The following is a 16,152-nucleotide window of genomic DNA, read 5'->3' on the forward strand; positions in this document are numbered from 1 at the left end:
CTTCAATTAAAATCGAAATACTTGACTTTAAATTAATAAAGTAAAGCTAAATAAATTGTCGTTGTGACACTCTTAACGAGTGCCCACACAGATTGTCTTGTATCTAATTTTTAAAGAACAATTGTTATGCTTCGCATAACGGCTTGGTGAGCTTCCTCCTCAAGCGGGATGCGTATAATACGCTTAGCGATAAAATTGTCAACGCACTAATTCAAAAAAAACACCTAAAAATGACTGTTCGCACAGTTTTTAATCAACCTGTGTTTCTTTTGAACTATTTTTGTCTTTTTCGTCATCCTTTGCCGCTGGCGACTCAGTAACTTTGCTTTCAAAATCGGCGTCTTCTTCATGGTCGCCCACTACATCGTCAAGTGTCACCTTATCAACAGTTCTAAAGGTATTAATAGGCCCAGCAAGTGCGTAAAGCGAGAAAACAATAAACAAAACGAGTGCGGGTTCGGTTGCTACAACAATAAATATCAGCATGATGAGTAAGAGAGCCACAAAAGGCACTTTTCCATGCCAGTTAACTTCTTTGAACGAGTTATATTTGAAGTTACTCACCATTAACAACCCCGAAAGGCCAGTTATCGCAGCAACAATAAAAGATAAATCAGTCCCTTCTATATCGTATTCAACACCAACCCAAACCATTCCTGATACGACCGCCGCCGCAGCGGGACTGGCCAACCCTTGAAAGAATCGCTTATCAGCAATGCCCACTTGCGTATTAAATCGGGCTAGACGCAATGCTGCACCAGCAACATATACAAATGCTGCCAACCAGCCCAATTTTCCAAGTTCGGTTAACCCCCAATTATAGGCCACTAATGCCGGTGCAACGCCAAATGACACCATATCAGCCATCGAATCATACTCAGCGCCAAAATCACTTTGCGTATTGGTAATTCGCGCCACCCGACCGTCTAGTCCGTCAAATATCATAGCGACAAAAATAGCCACAGCAGCAGCTTCAAAGCGGCCGTTCATGGAAGAGACAACGGCAAAAAAGCCAGAAAATAGCCCTGCGGTGGTCAATAAATTAGGAAGCAGATAAATGCCTTTTCGTTTTTGCTGATTCATAGTGCTCTCATATCTAGTGAGTAGACATTATTACATAAACATAAAACGTGGCATACCGTACCTTATTCTAGATACCAATTTCTGACAGTACAAAGTGCCTTGTTCATCCACAAAGAAGCCGCTCAACAACCCATTTTGAGCGGTTGTGATCTTTAACTTATGTGCAGATTGTCATTGTCTAAATCAATGCGTATTGTCGAATCAGGCAATATTTCTCCAGCCAATAGCTTTTGGGCGAGCGGATTTTCTATTTGCGTCTGAATGGCCCGTTTGAGCGGTCTAGCCCCAAATACAGGGTCAAAACCTGCCTCCGCCAACTTGTCCATTGCGGCACCAGATAGCTCAAGCCTGAACCCTTTGTCAGCCAGCCTTGCTCTTAACGATGCCAATTGGATTTTAGCGATGGACTTAATTTCCTCTTTACCCAACGGATGGAATACCACAATATCATCAACCCGGTTAATAAACTCGGGCCTGAAGTGTTGACCGACTACGTTCATCACCATGGTCTTCATCTCTTCATACTGACTTTCTTCGTGCTTGTCTTGAATAACATCTGAGCCCAGGTTTGATGTCATAATGACGACTGAGTTTTTGAAGTCAACAGTCCGCCCCTGACCATCGGTCAGGCGTCCGTCATCCAATACCTGCAGCAATATATTAAACACATCAGGATGTGCTTTTTCTACTTCATCAAGCAAAATTACTGAATATGGCTTGCGTCTTACGGCTTCGGTTAGATAACCACCTTCTTCATAGCCTACATACCCTGGAGGGGCACCTACCAATCGTGCAACAGAATGTTTTTCCATAAACTCTGACATATCAATGCGAACCATGGCATCTTCGGTATCAAACAAAAATCCAGCCAATGACTTGCATAGCTCAGTTTTACCAACGCCAGTAGGTCCTAAAAACAAAAAGGAGCCAATAGGTCGATTTGGGTCCCCCAGCCCTGCACGGGATCGTCTGATTGCATTGGCGACCGCAGAAACGGCTTCTTGCTGTCCAACCACGCGCTTGTGCAGTACCTCTTCCATACGAATTAGTTTTTCTCTCTCACCTTCCAGCATTTTTGATACCGGGATTCCCGTCCAACGTGACAACACATCTGCGATCTCTGTGTCTGTCACCTTGTTTTTGAGCAGTGTCGTCTCCCGAGTTTCATTCTCCGCAGCGCGTTCAAGCTTCAACTCAAGCTCAGGAATACGGCCATACTGCAATTCAGACATTCGGTTTAAATCAGAAGCCCGTCTGGCAATATCCAGGTCCAACTTTGCCTGCTCAAGCTCAGACTTGATAGATTGCGTGCCTTGCATCGCTTCTTTTTCTTCCAACCAGACTTTTTCCATATCAGCGTATTTAGCTTCCGCTTGCTCACGCTCAATCTCGATATTTTCTAACCGCTTATGACTGGCATCGTCAGTTTCTTTAGCGAGCGCTTGCTCCTCTAGCTTGAGTTGTATAATGCGGCGTTCCAATTTATCCATGTCTTCCGGTTTGGAATCCATCTGCAATCGGATACTTGATGCCGCTTCATCAATAAGGTCAATGGCCTTATCAGGTAACTGTCTGTCACTGATATAGCGGTGGGATAAGCTGGCAGCCGCAACAATGGCTGGGTCAGTAATATCTACAGAATGATGCAACTCATAACGTTCTTTCAAGCCTCGGAGTATAGCGATGGTATCTTCCACACTAGGCTCTTCTACCAAAACTTTTTGGAAGCGTCGCTCAAGCGCCGCGTCTTTCTCGATGTACTGTCGGTATTCGTCGAGCGTAGTAGCGCCAACACAATGCAACTCACCTCTGGCAAGCGCTGGTTTGAGCATATTGCCAGCATCCATTGCACCATCGCCCTTACCCGCACCTACCATGGTATGCAATTCATCAATGAATAAAATGACCCGACCTTCCTCCTTGGCCAACTCATTCAACACGGCTTTGAGCCGCTCTTCGAATTCTCCCCGATACTTAGCGCCGGCCACCAGCGCGCCCATATCCAAAGAAAGTACTCTTTTGTCTTTTAAACCTTCGGGTACTTCCTGATTGATAATCCTTAATGCTAGTCCTTCGACTATCGCTGTTTTACCAACGCCTGGTTCACCTATTAAAACAGGGTTATTTTTTGTTCGGCGTTGCAGGACCTGTATAGTTCGGCGAATTTCATCATCTCTCCCGATGACAGGATCGAGCTTACCTTGCTCAGCTCGCTCAGTGAGATCTGTAGTGAATTTTTCAAGTGCTTGCCTAACATCTTCAGCATTGGGGTCAGTCACTTTTTGCCCACCGCGCATTTTATCAATTGCTGAGGAAATTTTGTCTTCTGTTGCGCCGATCGAGCGGAGAATTTCACCAAGCTTGCCCTTATCTTGAAGGGCTGCCAGTACAAAAATTTCGGAGGTAATGTATTCGTCTTTTCTCTGCTGCGATATTTTGTCACACAAGTTGAGCAGGATGGCTGTTTCTTTGCCCAATTGAACGTCACCGCCAACGCCAGAAATTCTGGGCAATCTGTCAACCGCTTCAGCTAACGCTGAACGCAATGCATTAACATTAACATTAGCTTGATCAAACAACGGCCGCACTGACCCGCCTTGCTGATTCAGCATGGAAGTCATCAAGTGGACTGGTTCAATATATTGATGGTCTCGCCCAAGCGCTAATGACTGCGCATCTGAAATAGCCATCTGAAATTTGCTGGTAAACTTATCCAAACGCATATTCGTCCTCTCTACAAACGACTAGGCAAAGTAGCTTTACCTTTCATAACCTCAGTTATGGTTACGAATGTTTAACTATTCAAGGGGATAATATCCCGATGACAGAGGCTATTCTGCCTGTTGAAGACAAACTTTGATGTGTCGCAAATCGATGTGAGAAAAATAGGTCAGACCGCATATAAGTACACATTTTGCTCTTGAAAATGTGATCTACTCCCCCATTGGACAGCTGGGTTTCGGCTATGCCAGGAAGATCTAATTGCCACTTTTGCGCTGAATTCGGCTTGCAGGCTTCCGGGAAGTCATCAATAAAATGGCCAACAACGTCGGCGCCAACTTCATAACAAGGTTGACTGATACAAGGCCCTATCCAAGCAAAAATATCAGTGCTGTCTGCCTTCATTCTTTCGAGCGTATTACTAATAATACCGCTTTCCAACCCTTTCCAGCCCGCGTGGACAGCTGCCACTTCAGTACCCGCCCTGTTTGACAATAAAATCGGCACGCAGTCTGCGGTCATAACAGCACAAAACACGTTATTTTCTTGGCAATAGCACGCGTCAGCTTGAGGGCTATGTTCCCAAGGTACAGCCTCTACAACTCGGTTGCTGTGTACTTGATCAAGCCATTGAATATTCTGACTAAAGGGCAACAAGGACCGATTTTTTAAAACGTCTTCAACAGAATCTCCCACATGCTGGGCTAGATTAAGGGAGGCAAAGTTTCCTTTGCTCACACCGCCTATCCTTGTAGTTGAGTAAGCAACAACATGACAAGGCAGAGGCCAGTTGGGTGTTAAGACATCCAATCCCTTAAAGTTCATCAATGCCATGGGTTTCTGAGTCTTGACGAACAGCAATCAACAGCTTTTGAAAATCCTCGGGTAAGGGGGCTTGGAAAGTCAGCCATTCTCCACTTTCAGGATGGAAGAAGCTTAGCTGAGCAGCATGCAATGCCTGACGATTGAATGACCGCAAACAGGTAATGAACTCCTCGTCCGCACCTTTAGGCAGGCGTGTTCTGCCACCATAAGCAGGATCACCAACCAATGGATGCTTTATGTGTGCCATATGAACACGGATTTGGTGCGTTCTGCCAGTATCAAGCTTCAAACGCAAATGCGTAAAAGCTCGAAACTTTTCGATAACGCGATAGTGAGTCACTGCAGGCTTTGCCAACTCTCTGACAGCCATTAACGTGCGTTTTGTGGGGTGTCGGCCGATAGGTGCATCCACTGTTCCGCCTGCCACCATGGTTCCATAACATATGGCTTCATATTCCCGGCCCATTTCCCGTGACTGCAACTGCTCGACTAAAGCGTTTTGCGCTAGCAGTGATTTAGCAACCACCATTAAACCAGTGGTGTCTTTGTCCAATCGATGGACAATTCCTGCTCGGGGAATCTGCTCAATACCAGGAACATGTGACAATAGTGCATTTAGCAAAGTACCACTTGTATTTCCCGCACCGGGGTGAACTACAACGTCTCTTGGTTTGTTGATGACAAGTATATGCTCATCTTCAAACACCACGTTGATGTCTATATCCTCTGCCTGATGGTACACCTCCTGTACCAACTCAGCGTTGATTTCTATCTTCTCATCACCCTTTAGTTTTTGTCTGGGTACGGTGCAAACATCATCATCAACACTCACCTTACCTTGCTGTATCCACTCTTTGAGACGAGAGCGGGAATAATCGCTAAACAATTCTGCGAGCACCTGGTCTAACCTGGCTCCAAAGTGCCGAGGTTCGGCTGATGCAGTTAGGTGAATAAATTTTATGTTATCGCTCATGGAACTCGTGCATCTGAATAAAATCATAGTATATCAATTAATGAGAGTGGGCGTTGAGCTTTGTATATGATCAGAATTAGCTTACAATCCCTCACAAAGAGCAAAAGCTTAAGCAGTAGAGATACAGGACATTCGATGAAAACGTTTTTACCTAAGATTGGTGCAATGGCCACTGTCGCCATTTTGGCAGCCGGTTGCAGCAGCTCCGATGAAGAGTTACAAGTGATAACTGCGAACCAAGGTGCACAAAGTCTGTATGACGCTGCAAAATCCAGTATGACAAACGGTAATTTTGCCCAAGCTGCAACAACCTTAAGCGCCCTCGATTCAAGATATCCCTTCGGACCTTTGTCACACCAAGTTCAACTTGACCTGATATACAGTTATTACAAATCGGGCAAGCCAGATGAGACGATAGCGACAATTGACAGATTTGTTCGTCTTAACCCTAATCACTCTGACGTCGATTATGCGTTGTATATGCGCGGTCTGACAAACATGGACAATGACACTAACCTGTTTCAGGATTTAATGAACATTGATCGCTCTGATCGAGATCCAGCCAAATCACGCGAAGCGTTTGCGGATTTTCGTCGACTTATTCAGCAGTACCCAGATAGTAAATATGCTGCTGATGCACAAAAACGTATGGTGTTTATCAAAAACCGTTTGGCTAAATATGAGATAGCTATCGCGCGATTCTATATGCGCAGAGAGGCCTATGTCGCTGCAGCCAATCGTGGACGCTATGTGATTGAACATTTCCCGGATACTGAACAGGTTCAATCCGCCCTTGAGATTATGGTTGAATCGTACGACCAGCTAGGGCTAGATGAGCTAAAAACCAACGCACTGAAAACGCTTAAGTTGAACTACCCAGACAGCCCTTTTATTAGCTAATAAAACATTAGGACAATAAAAAAGCGCCTAAATGGCGCTTTTTTTAAAAAAACAAATGGCTAAACGGGTTCAGCAACCTAGCTATACCTGAGGTGAAATGAAGCGGCTCCTCTACAATTGTGAACACCAAACATCCGTCTTTGTCTTCTGAGAAGGGAGCATGGGTGTGGCTGTCGTTCATAGCGATAAAATCGCCAGAGTCGTAGTCATTAATGCCATCACTGAACGCGCCGTTTATCACGAGTGTGAGTTCATTACCCTTGTGGGTGTGCTCGGGCACACTCCCACCTTTCTCCATGTAGATGAAATTAGCGCGACCTTCTCCACCAATATCTACGGGTGCTTGCCACAATTTCCCTACTAATTTCGACCAATTTCCCGTTGAATGCGAATAGCGCTTTAAACTCCGTGGCAATTTAAATTTTCGTCCGTCTAGTTCGATGAATTCATCTTGCTCTTTTGCAAGAATACGTTCAGCAACTGGCTGCTGAGTAATGGAAGCTAGCATAGAAGAGAAAGCAGGACTTTCCATTATATTGTCCGACTCGGCAAATGCACTTTCAGCCTCCGTTTCAGTGAACTGCTGGACTTTGGCTGCACAATGAGGGCACATATCGCAGTGTGCTGCTATTAACAACGCTTCGCCACCTGCCAGAGCACCTCGAGCGAAAGCTAACAACCGCTCGTCTGTTGGATGTCGATTAATCATGGTCTTTAAGCATATCCTTTAATCTTTGCAACGCTAGTCTGGTTCTGGACTTAACAGTGCCTAATGGAATAGATAATTCGTCTGCAACTTCTTGCTGTGATTTACCATCTATATAAATAGCTTCGATAACCGCTTTTTGCTTATCAGGGAGTGAGTCAAACATTCCGCCAATCTGCTCTAGCGTAATTTGCTCGTCAAGTGGCGCCTCAGTTGTGTCAGCAGTTTGTTCGCATAAAACAGGCCACAAATCGTCAGAACACACATCTTCTTTGCGATTTTGCAATTTTCTCAGCATGTCAAAACGAATATTGCGAGCAATGGTAAAAATCCAAGTAGAAGGAGATCCTTTTTCAGCGTTGAACAAATGTGCTTTTTGCCACACATTGGACATGGTGTCCTGTACAAGCTCCATCGCCAAAGCCTCATTCCCCATCTGTTTTAACGCATACGAACGTAACCTGGGGGCAAAGTAATTAAATACTTTCGAAAAGGCGTGCTTTGAACGTTCTTCAGCAACCAAAACCAAGTATCTAGACATGATGTCTGCACACTCTTTCGGTTTGGTAACGCTTTTGCTTTCTTCCAAAGGAATTCCAACTAGCATGTAAGATTATCCGCAACAGTTCGACACTAGCTTACTTTTACTTGTCGCGATTGAGAATGGATCACATTAATCCACAAGTTCCTTTAGAAACTGTAGCACTAAACTGCAATCTTTTTGTCCGATGAAGTATTGTTTTTGTTCTGGATCAACCGGAATGAGCTCTAACCAACGATGGATAACCCAAATTGGATCCTCAAAATCGGGCGTTTCGTAGAGTATGTTGAGTTCATTATACCGTTCAAATATTTGTTTGAGTTTGTCACGCATTACCGAGATGTCGGCCTCATCTACATCACAACACCACGGCGAAATAGGAACGCAATCAGCTACTCTTAAATTGTCCGATTCGGTGCCTATGTTTTGAATGTTGACTGCCTGCTTTCCCACTACAGTGATACTTAACAGACCATCTTCCAGCATATCAAAGTCAACAATCTCGGCATATGTACCAATCGGATAAATGTGCGTGTTATCGTCTTTGCTTCCACTCGCATTCAACATACAAATAACAAAACCAGCATTTTGCGCACACGCCTCTTTGACCATCCTCACATAACGTGGTTCAAAAATTCTCAATGTCATCCTGCCGCCGGGTAACAAGTGCGCAGAAAGAGGAAACAAAGGGCAGTGTTTATACAGCATAGCTCGTTTAGTTAGGTTGCAATTATGATTACTACGGCATCAAAAGTGCTCTGGATCGAATTTAAGTCGATGAAAGATGACATTTATTTCATGATCTTTTCACTTTTCCAGAGAGTAAAATCTAAATATGTAGAAAAACTCGAACTATCATGTCACTCATATCAAGATTTTGCGAACTGTACAAAGAACTTGCCAACCTTCAATTGGACCAGCTCGACAGCATCTATCACTCTGAGGTGGTGTTTGAAGATCCTGTGGCTCGCCACACGGGCATTGAGCAAGTCAAAGGTTATTTCGCAAACCTTCTTGCTAACACGACAACATGTACCTTTACTATACATAACGTGGCTGATTGCAAAGATAACAATGCAGAAATCGATCATCTCATTACATGGACAATGACTCTAAAAACGGGGGCGCTTAACAAAGGTAGGGCAATTAATATGCAAGGCACCACGTTATTAAAGGTACACGATAATAAAATTATCTATCACAGGGATTATTACGACGTTGGGCAGATGGTTTACGAGAACATTCCCATTCTTGGCTCGATAATTAAAAAAATCAAACATCGGATGGCCAAACAATGACACTCAGACTCTTAATTACTGGGGCGACGTCTGGCATTGGCGAAACGCTTGCTTTGCGCGCAGCAGATGAAGGTTATCAAGTAATTGCATGCGGAAGAAATGAAGACAAACTCGCACAGCTGGCTCACCACGAGAATATCAGCACTCTGCAGTTTGATGTCACCAATGAATCTCAGACTCACACTGCACTAGGAAACGTTGAATGCGATATAGCTGTGTTAAATGCAGGTACTTGCGAATATGTCGATATTGATGCATTTGAACCAGACATGTTCAGGCGCGTGTTTGAGCCAAACTTTTTTGGTGTGGTCAATGCGACGTCAGCGCTACTATCCAACCTCAAACCAGGAAATCAAGTTTTAATCGTAGATAGTCTCGCAAGACTCCTGCCATTCAGTAAAAGTCAGGCATATGGCGCGAGCAAGGCAGCGCTGTTTTATTACACCAAAAGTTTAGAAGTGGACTTACACAGTAAAGGAATAATTGTTCAAAGTGTCTCTCCTGGGTTTGTTAAGACACCGTTGACCGATAAAAACGACTTCGATATGCCAATGCTTATTTCAGTCGAAGAGGCAGCAAAAGATATTCTGCGTGGTATTAAATCTAAAAACAGAAGTGTTTATTTTCCTACCCGGTTCAGCCTGATGTTGCGCTTTTTAGGATTATTACCCGCAGGGCTACAAAAAAAGATATCACTATTCATGAAAAATAAATCCGAAGGAAGTCAATAAGTAATGACGGCTCAAAGAAAAAAGGTTGCCATCGTCGGCACGGGTATATCTGGATTAACATGCGCTTACTTTTTAAACAAAAGGCATGATATTACTGTATTCGAAGCCAATGACTACATCGGCGGGCATACGGCAACTAAAGATGTAACGGTAGAAGGGCAATCTTACGCAATAGACACTGGATTCATTGTATTCAACGATTGGACCTACCCCAATTTCATAAAACTGATGGACGAATTACATGTTGCCCGTCAGCCGACAGAAATGAGTTTCTCCGTACGTAATAAATTACAAAACCTAGAATACAATGGTCACGATCTGAATAGCTTATTTGCTCAACGACGCAATATTTTTAGACCGCGATTCTGGCGTATCGTAAGCGATATTTTACGATTCAATAAACGGTGTAAGTCGCTTGTTGAAAGTAAAACGAATACCGACAACATCACCTTGTTCGAATTTATTGAGCAAGAAAAACTCAGTGATGATTTTGCCAAAAATTATATCCTGCCCATGTGCGCAGCGATCTGGTCAGCGAGTGTCGAGGACGTTAAGGCGTTTCCACTGACATTTTTTTTGCAGTTCTTCAATAATCACGGATTGTTGAATGTTGCTGATCGCCCTCAGTGGTACACCCTCGTAGGTGGTTCGCGCAGCTATATTGACCCACTTACCTCTACCTATAAAGACAAGATCCTGCTTAATACACCTGTGTCCAGCGTAACGAAAACCCTGAGCGGTGACAAAACGGAATATACCCTCGTTGCCAAGGAGCAGCAGTTTACTTTTGACGAAGTCATATTCGCTTGCCATAGCGACCAAGCTTTGCGTTGCCTTGCGCTCCCCAGCGAGGAGCAACGCGCTATACTTGGCGCTATCCCTTATGCTATGAATGAAGTGGTCTTACACACTGACGTCAGCGTTTTACCAAAAAGAAAGCTGGCTTGGGCCAGCTGGAACTATGACATTAAGGGTGATGACAGCGACTTGGCAAATGCAGCAGCGGTCAGTTACAACATGAATATTTTGCAACGTTTGAACGTCACGCCCACATTTTGCGTAACCCTTAATAACACATCGGCTATCAAGCCGTCGTCTATACTGGGTAAATTTAAATATGCGCATCCTCAATACAACATGGCTATGGTAGCAGCGCAACAACAGCGCGCTAAAATATGTGGCATTGATGGATTGCATTTCTGCGGCGCGTATTGGTACAACGGCTTCCACGAAGATGGCGTGCGCAGTGCACTTGACGTTGTTAAACGATTTGGAGTGGAGTGGTGATAGAAAGCGCTATTTATCAGGGCAAGGTGCATCACGAACGCGTGCATCCCACACAGCATTCGTTTGAATATGCTTTGAGTTTATTCTGGCTCAAACTGGATGAGCTTCCACATTTAACAAAGTCACTACGCCACTTTTCTATTAGCAGATTGTCCTTCCATCGTTTTAAGCTTTCTGACTATTTTGTTCACAAAGACTTAAACAGCACCTGCGATCTCATCGAAGCGATAAAAGAAAGGATGGTGCACTTAGGTGCTACTTCGGCTCTCGATGGCGACATATTTTTCCTCGGACAATTGCGCTCCATGGGGATCTACTTCAGCCCAGTAAATTTCTATTATCACCGCAATGAGGAATCGCAGGTGTTTGACTACATGCTTGCAGAGGTCAGCAACACGCCCTGGAATGAAAAACACTATTACTTGGTTGATCTCAAACAGCAACATGACACCCAAAAAACCTTTCATGTGTCGCCTTTTAACCCGATTGACATGACCTATAAGTGGCAGGTATCACAACCAGATGAAAGATTAAGCCTTGCGCTTTCCTGCTATCAGGAACACAGACACTTTACTGCGTCTATTGCCATGAAAAAACAACCTCTGACCGACAGGACTTTGCGGGCACTGACCCTTAAGATGCCGAGTACTACCCTGTTTTCACTTATTGGCATCTATTGGCAAGCACTAAAACTCTTTATTAAACGTACCCCTGTCTACGGACATCCGGGTTCGATTCAATCTCACGTTCAGGAAAATAACAATGTCACAAAGTGAATCTGTACTTGCTAACACCAATGAGATGACATTAACGGAACGTTTTTGTCGAAGCGTGTTTTTAAAAGCCATGTTTTTGTTCGAAGATGGCCAGCTAACCCTTTCTGAGCGAGGCGAACCTGTTGCTACATTTGGCAGACAATCAAACATCCATGCCAAGGTAAACATTTTATCGCCCGCTGCTTATCCGAAACTTCTTTTGGGAGGCAGTGTTGGTGCGGGTGAATCTTTTATGGAGGGACTGTGGGAAACACCTGATTTAACCCAGGTCATTCAAATGTTTGCCAGGAATCTGCCTACTTTGGACAAATGGGAGGCAAAGTTCAAATGGTTGTCTTTACCCGTCTTGCGGGTTCAGCATCTGCTTAATCGCAACTCTAAGCGTCAAGCCAAGAGAAATATAGAAGCGCATTATGATTTGGGTAACAAGCTCTATACCAAATTTCTCGACCCCTCAATGATGTATTCGGCCGCCATTTATCCCGATGCAAATAGCTCTCTTTCCGAGGCCCAATTTCATAAGCTTGATACGATATGCAAAAAGCTGCAGCTAACCTCTAAGGACCACTTGCTCGAAATAGGAACAGGATGGGGAGGCTTGGCCATTCATGCAGCTAAGTACTATGGCTGTCATGTAACCACAACAACAATATCAGAAGAACAACACGATTATGCTGCGGAGTGGATTCGCCGTGAAGGCCTACAAGATAGGATCTCATTGCTGAAAGAAGACTACAGAAACCTGACTGGGACTTATTCTAAACTGGTTTCCATTGAAATGATTGAAGCGGTTGGCCAGTCTTATTTGGGCAACTTTTTTCAAAAATGTACCTCGCTGCTAAAGCCAGATGGTTTAATGTTGATTCAGGCTATCACCATCGACGACCGCCGCTATGATAGCTATTCGAAGAATGTGGACTTCATTCAAAAATATATTTTTCCTGGTGGTTTTTTACCTTCTCAGCTCGTGCTTAATCAACATATCAAAAAAGCGACTGATATGATGATACGCGACCTTCATGATATAGGTCTGGATTACGCCAGGACACTCAGAGACTGGTATGAGGCTTTTGTCCAAAGTAAAGATGCGCTATACAAAGACGGCTATGATGACCGCTTCATGAGAATGTGGGAATACTACTTAAAGTATTGTGAAGGTGGCTTTTTAGAGAGGACAATAAGCACGGTTCAATTGGTACTGAGCAAACCACAATTCAGAGATGACATGGAGAGAGGTTAACTCTCTCCTCCTTCAATCACAGATATAGGCTGTGAAAGCATAGGTTTTCCTTGATTGATGTTGATTTCAACGCGTCGGTTGCGTGCTCTATCATCGGCGGTCTCAGGGTTCTCAATAAGGGGGTCTGTGTAAGCTTTACCTACCACACGCATTCTGCTCTCATCAAAACCCGTAGCACGCCTCAACTCCTCAGCTACGGCTACCGCCCTTTGCGAAGACAAATCCCAATTCGAACGATACAGCTCGTTGGAGATATTTTGCCTGTCACTGTGTCCCGAAATTTCAATCTCACCAGGGACATCTGCTAATAACTCACCAATCTGCTGCAAGATTGGGCGAAATTGTGGTTGCAAGAACGCAGACCCCGCAGAAAACGAACCGTTCTCTCTTATCCTGATAGTTATTTGTTGGCCTAACGATTCAAGCTCAATGGCGCCGTCCAATACTTGACGCTGAAGTTGCTGAGCCACTTTTTTCATAAGTTCATTGACTTCTTCCTGGTCAGACGTTGCTTCCGATGCTGAAGCTGCAGAATCAGACGCGGTTTGCTGTGCCTGCCCCCCTCGTTCAGTGCCTCGCTGTTTTTGCCTGCCCCCTGCAGAATCCTCATCACCTGCCTGAAATTCTAGCGCTTGCTGTGTCATTTCAATGGTTTGCTGCTGAATGACATCAATAGGGGTCGGATCAGGCCTGCCAGGACGGAATTCCATGGCAATAACACTCGTTCCCTTCGGTATATCCTTAACTTCAATCTTATTTTGAACACCAAAGGCGAACTTCATTGAGCCAGCAATTTGCTTAAACTTGAGTACATCCATTTCAGAAAAAGCCAATAGCAAGACGAAGAAACACATTAGCAACGACATCAAGTCAGCAAAGGTTCCCATCCAAGCAGGTAACCCCTCAGGAGGACATTTCGGACATTCTTCTTGCTGTTCTGCCACAATGAACCCTTATTCTTCGTCTGTAGTGCCACCGCGTTTGCTGGCAGCCAGATAGTTTTTCAGGATGCCTTCTATAACGCGAGGGTTTTGCCCGTCGGCAATACCAATGATTCCGTCAAGAACCAACTTTTGATTCAATTCTTCCTCTGTTGCCCTATTACCTAATTTGACCGCGATGGGTAGGCAAACAACGTTGGCCAAAAATGCGCCATATAAAGTCGTGAGAAGCGCAACTGCCATCGCAGGCCCAATGGCTTTGGGATCATCCATGTTTGATAGCATAGCCACCAGACCTATGAGCGTACCTATCATCCCCATGGCTGGAGCGACATCTCCCATAGCCTTGAAGATACTGGCGCCAAATTCATGCCGTTCTGTCGTCATTTTGATGTCTTTAGACAAGGTTTCACGGACTACGTCAACGTCGTGTCCGTCAACTAACATATCGACGCCCTTTTGCATAAAAGGATTTTCTATTTCAGCCTCTTCTAAAGCTAAGAAGCCGCCTTTACGCGCCGCATCTGCCATCTCAACCACTTTTTCAATGAGCACGTCAGGTGCCTCAATTTTGAACATAAAGGCTTTTGCTGCAACTTTACCCGCGCCAAAAAACTGCCCAAGCGTATACTGGGCTAAACAAACAAAGATGGTTCCGCCAAACACAATAAGTACAGATGGCCCATTGATAAACATGCCAATGTCGCCACCCTGAACCATTGCCATCACCACAAAGCCAATGGCGCCCAAAATGCCGATAAGGGTTGCTAAATCCACTCGCGGTTCCTTTTTATTGTTTACGGAATAAGGTCACTTCTTTCATTCTATCGGCTTAAATTCAGATTTCTACACTTGTAAAACAATATGCGCGTTGACAAAGTCGTTGACCGCTTATTTCAGCTCGGTTAAGGTGCGCGCTACCTCGCGCATTTACTGGCTGGAACACATGACGAAGAAGACATCTGAAGACTCCGTTTCATTTGAAGAAACCCTGGAGGAACTCGAGAACCTTGTGAATGAAATGGAACAAGGTGATCTGCCGCTCAATGATGCACTGGAAAAGTTTGAACGCGGCATTGTCCTTGCTAAACAAAGCCAAAAGGCACTTGAGAATGCAGAACAGAAAGTCAAAATACTGATGCAAAGCCAAACCGGTGAAACTCTGGTCGATCTTGAAGCCAGTGAACAGACGGACGAACAGTGAAAACTCATGATTTGACGCTTACTCACGAATGGGTACACCAGTCTATTCATAAAAAGCTTAGTACGCTAATTAATGGTTTGCCTGCGCAACCCACAATACTGGCTGAGGCGATGCAATACGCCTTATTCAATGGTGGTAAACGACTCCGTCCGTTATTAGCGATACTTATTGCAGACGCCATAGAGGTTTCGCGTGAACATGCACTTTCCATTGGCGCGGCGATTGAATGTATACATGCATATTCATTAGTCCACGACGATTTACCTGCGATGGATGACGACGACCTGCGAAGAGGTCAACCGACATGCCACGTAAAATATGATGAAGCAATAGCGATTTTGGTGGGAGATGCATTGCAATCGCTGGCCTTTGAGTTGTTGAGTTGTGATGAACAAATCGATGCGTCGCCAAGTCAGAAGATAGTGCTCATCAATCAGTTGGCCAAAGCTTCGGGTTTCAGTGGTATGGTAGGTGGGCAGGCCATTGATTTGGCCGCTACTGGGGAAGACAGCAAAGTCGCTCACACGATTGAGACCTTAATGTTACTGCACAAACTCAAAACAGGTGCAATCCTCAAGGCTTGCGTTACTATGCCACTAGCCTTGTCTGATAAAGTCACAACTACCGAAAAGGCGCAGTTTGAATGCTTTGCAGACGCTATTGGTTTGGCGTTTCAGGTTCAAGATGACATCCTTGATTGTACTGGTGATACAGCACAGCTAGGGAAACCAGCTGGATCGGACGATGAACAGCACAAGCACACCTTCCCCGCGTTACTTGGTATTGAAGGTGCGAAGCAACAATTACACACTTTGTATCACGATGCGCTTCAAGCATTAGCCGCTTTGCCATACAATACAGAAGCACTGGAAGCATTTTGCGAGCTGTTAATTAACCGCGACCATTAATTTTCTTATTTATAAATA

General features: G+C 44.6%; 17 protein-coding genes. 8 read left to right on the forward strand and 9 right to left on the reverse strand.

Translation table 11 applies throughout. The annotated features are described in order from the left end of the window. Nucleotides 1-249 precede the first annotated feature (249 nt). The 4 genes from pssA to rluD all read right to left on the reverse strand — a co-directional run bounded on the left by pssA (nt 250) and on the right by rluD (nt 5,602). On the reverse strand, nt 250-1,083 hold the full coding sequence (pssA, locus tag DRW07_RS12070) for a CDP-diacylglycerol--serine O-phosphatidyltransferase (RefSeq protein WP_124028194.1): 834 nt from the start codon (nt 1,081-1,083) through the stop codon (nt 250-252). A 152-nt stretch (nt 1,084-1,235) separates the two neighbouring features. Next, nucleotides 1,236-3,806 (reverse strand): ATP-dependent chaperone ClpB, encoded by a 2,571-nt coding sequence (gene clpB, locus DRW07_RS12075; protein WP_124028195.1) that lies wholly within the window; start codon nt 3,804-3,806, stop codon nt 1,236-1,238. A gap of 79 nt (nt 3,807-3,885) precedes the next feature. Then, entirely contained in the window at nt 3,886-4,638 is a 753-nt protein-coding gene (pgeF, locus tag DRW07_RS12080) for a peptidoglycan editing factor PgeF (RefSeq protein ID WP_124028196.1), read from the reverse strand. Then, a complete protein-coding gene (gene rluD, locus DRW07_RS12085; protein ID WP_124028197.1) occupies nt 4,619-5,602 on the reverse strand; it encodes a 23S rRNA pseudouridine(1911/1915/1917) synthase RluD in 984 nt (327 codons plus the stop codon). The genes pgeF and rluD overlap by 20 nt, the downstream gene beginning before the upstream one ends. Nucleotides 5,603-5,737: 135 nt before the next feature. Between rluD and DRW07_RS12090 the strand changes: the two genes are divergently transcribed. Continuing rightward, complete coding sequence (locus DRW07_RS12090) at nt 5,738-6,502, forward strand: outer membrane protein assembly factor BamD (RefSeq protein ID WP_124028198.1); 765 nt, start codon at nt 5,738-5,740, stop codon at nt 6,500-6,502. A gap of 43 nt (nt 6,503-6,545) precedes the next feature. Here DRW07_RS12090 and DRW07_RS12095 read toward each other — a convergent pair whose 3' ends face one another. From DRW07_RS12095 to DRW07_RS12105, 3 genes are all read right to left on the reverse strand, one after another. Beyond that, nucleotides 6,546-7,211: a ChrR family anti-sigma-E factor gene (locus tag DRW07_RS12095; RefSeq protein WP_124028199.1), complete on the reverse strand. Its 666-nt coding sequence runs from the start codon at nt 7,209-7,211 to the stop codon at nt 6,546-6,548. Then, on the reverse strand, nt 7,204-7,815 hold the full coding sequence (locus DRW07_RS12100) for a sigma-70 family RNA polymerase sigma factor (protein ID WP_124028200.1): 612 nt from the start codon (nt 7,813-7,815) through the stop codon (nt 7,204-7,206). The genes DRW07_RS12095 and DRW07_RS12100 overlap by 8 nt, the downstream gene beginning before the upstream one ends. 66 nt (nt 7,816-7,881) lie before the next feature. Then, nucleotides 7,882-8,457, reverse strand: a complete 576-nt coding sequence (locus DRW07_RS12105; protein WP_124028201.1) for an LON peptidase substrate-binding domain-containing protein — start codon at nt 8,455-8,457, stop codon at nt 7,882-7,884. 149 nt (nt 8,458-8,606) lie between these two features. Here DRW07_RS12105 and DRW07_RS12110 point away from each other — a divergent pair, with 149 nt between their 5' ends. The 5 genes from DRW07_RS12110 to DRW07_RS12130 are packed head-to-tail and all read left to right on the forward strand — an operon-like array spanning nt 8,607 to nt 13,081. Next, nucleotides 8,607-9,047 carry a nuclear transport factor 2 family protein gene (locus DRW07_RS12110; RefSeq protein ID WP_124028202.1) on the forward strand — a complete coding sequence of 147 codons (441 nt, stop codon included), beginning with the start codon at nt 8,607-8,609 and terminating at the stop codon, nt 9,045-9,047. Then, nucleotides 9,044-9,778 carry an SDR family NAD(P)-dependent oxidoreductase gene (locus DRW07_RS12115; protein WP_124028203.1) on the forward strand — a complete coding sequence of 245 codons (735 nt, stop codon included), beginning with the start codon at nt 9,044-9,046 and terminating at the stop codon, nt 9,776-9,778. The genes DRW07_RS12110 and DRW07_RS12115 overlap by 4 nt, the downstream gene beginning before the upstream one ends. Nucleotides 9,779-9,781: 3 nt before the next feature. Beyond that, the gene (locus tag DRW07_RS12120; protein ID WP_124028204.1) at nt 9,782-11,065 is read left to right on the forward strand and encodes an NAD(P)/FAD-dependent oxidoreductase; all 1,284 of its coding nucleotides are present in this window, start codon (nt 9,782-9,784) and stop codon (nt 11,063-11,065) included. Next, nucleotides 11,059-11,841: a DUF1365 domain-containing protein gene (locus tag DRW07_RS12125; protein WP_338067765.1), complete on the forward strand. Its 783-nt coding sequence runs from the start codon at nt 11,059-11,061 to the stop codon at nt 11,839-11,841. Before DRW07_RS12120 ends, DRW07_RS12125 begins: the two co-directional genes overlap by 7 nt. After that, nucleotides 11,828-13,081: an SAM-dependent methyltransferase gene (locus tag DRW07_RS12130; RefSeq protein ID WP_124028205.1), complete on the forward strand. Its 1,254-nt coding sequence runs from the start codon at nt 11,828-11,830 to the stop codon at nt 13,079-13,081. Before DRW07_RS12125 ends, DRW07_RS12130 begins: the two co-directional genes overlap by 14 nt. Here the strand turns inward: DRW07_RS12130 and DRW07_RS12135 are convergent. Both DRW07_RS12135 and pomA read right to left on the reverse strand, forming a co-directional pair. Then, the gene (locus DRW07_RS12135; RefSeq protein WP_276310717.1) at nt 13,078-14,025 is read right to left on the reverse strand and encodes a flagellar motor protein MotB; all 948 of its coding nucleotides are present in this window, start codon (nt 14,023-14,025) and stop codon (nt 13,078-13,080) included. The two genes, DRW07_RS12130 and DRW07_RS12135, sit on opposite strands and share 4 nt — an antisense overlap. 9 nt (nt 14,026-14,034) lie before the next feature. Beyond that, entirely contained in the window at nt 14,035-14,799 is a 765-nt protein-coding gene (gene pomA / locus DRW07_RS12140) for a flagellar motor protein PomA (protein ID WP_124028206.1), read from the reverse strand. 169 nt (nt 14,800-14,968) lie between these two features. On the opposite strand from pomA, the gene DRW07_RS12145 reads away from it, so the two are divergent. After that, nucleotides 14,969-15,226, forward strand: coding sequence for an exodeoxyribonuclease VII small subunit (locus DRW07_RS12145; RefSeq protein WP_124028207.1), 258 nt, complete (start codon nt 14,969-14,971; stop codon nt 15,224-15,226). Next, a complete protein-coding gene (locus DRW07_RS12150; protein WP_240630616.1) occupies nt 15,223-16,134 on the forward strand; it encodes a farnesyl diphosphate synthase in 912 nt (303 codons plus the stop codon). The genes DRW07_RS12145 and DRW07_RS12150 overlap by 4 nt, the downstream gene beginning before the upstream one ends. Nucleotides 16,135-16,152: the final 18 nt, after the last annotated feature.

The organism is Paralteromonas sediminis, assembly GCF_003820355.1.
Classification (GTDB): Bacteria; Pseudomonadota; Gammaproteobacteria; order Enterobacterales; family Alteromonadaceae; genus Alteromonas_F; species Alteromonas_F sediminis.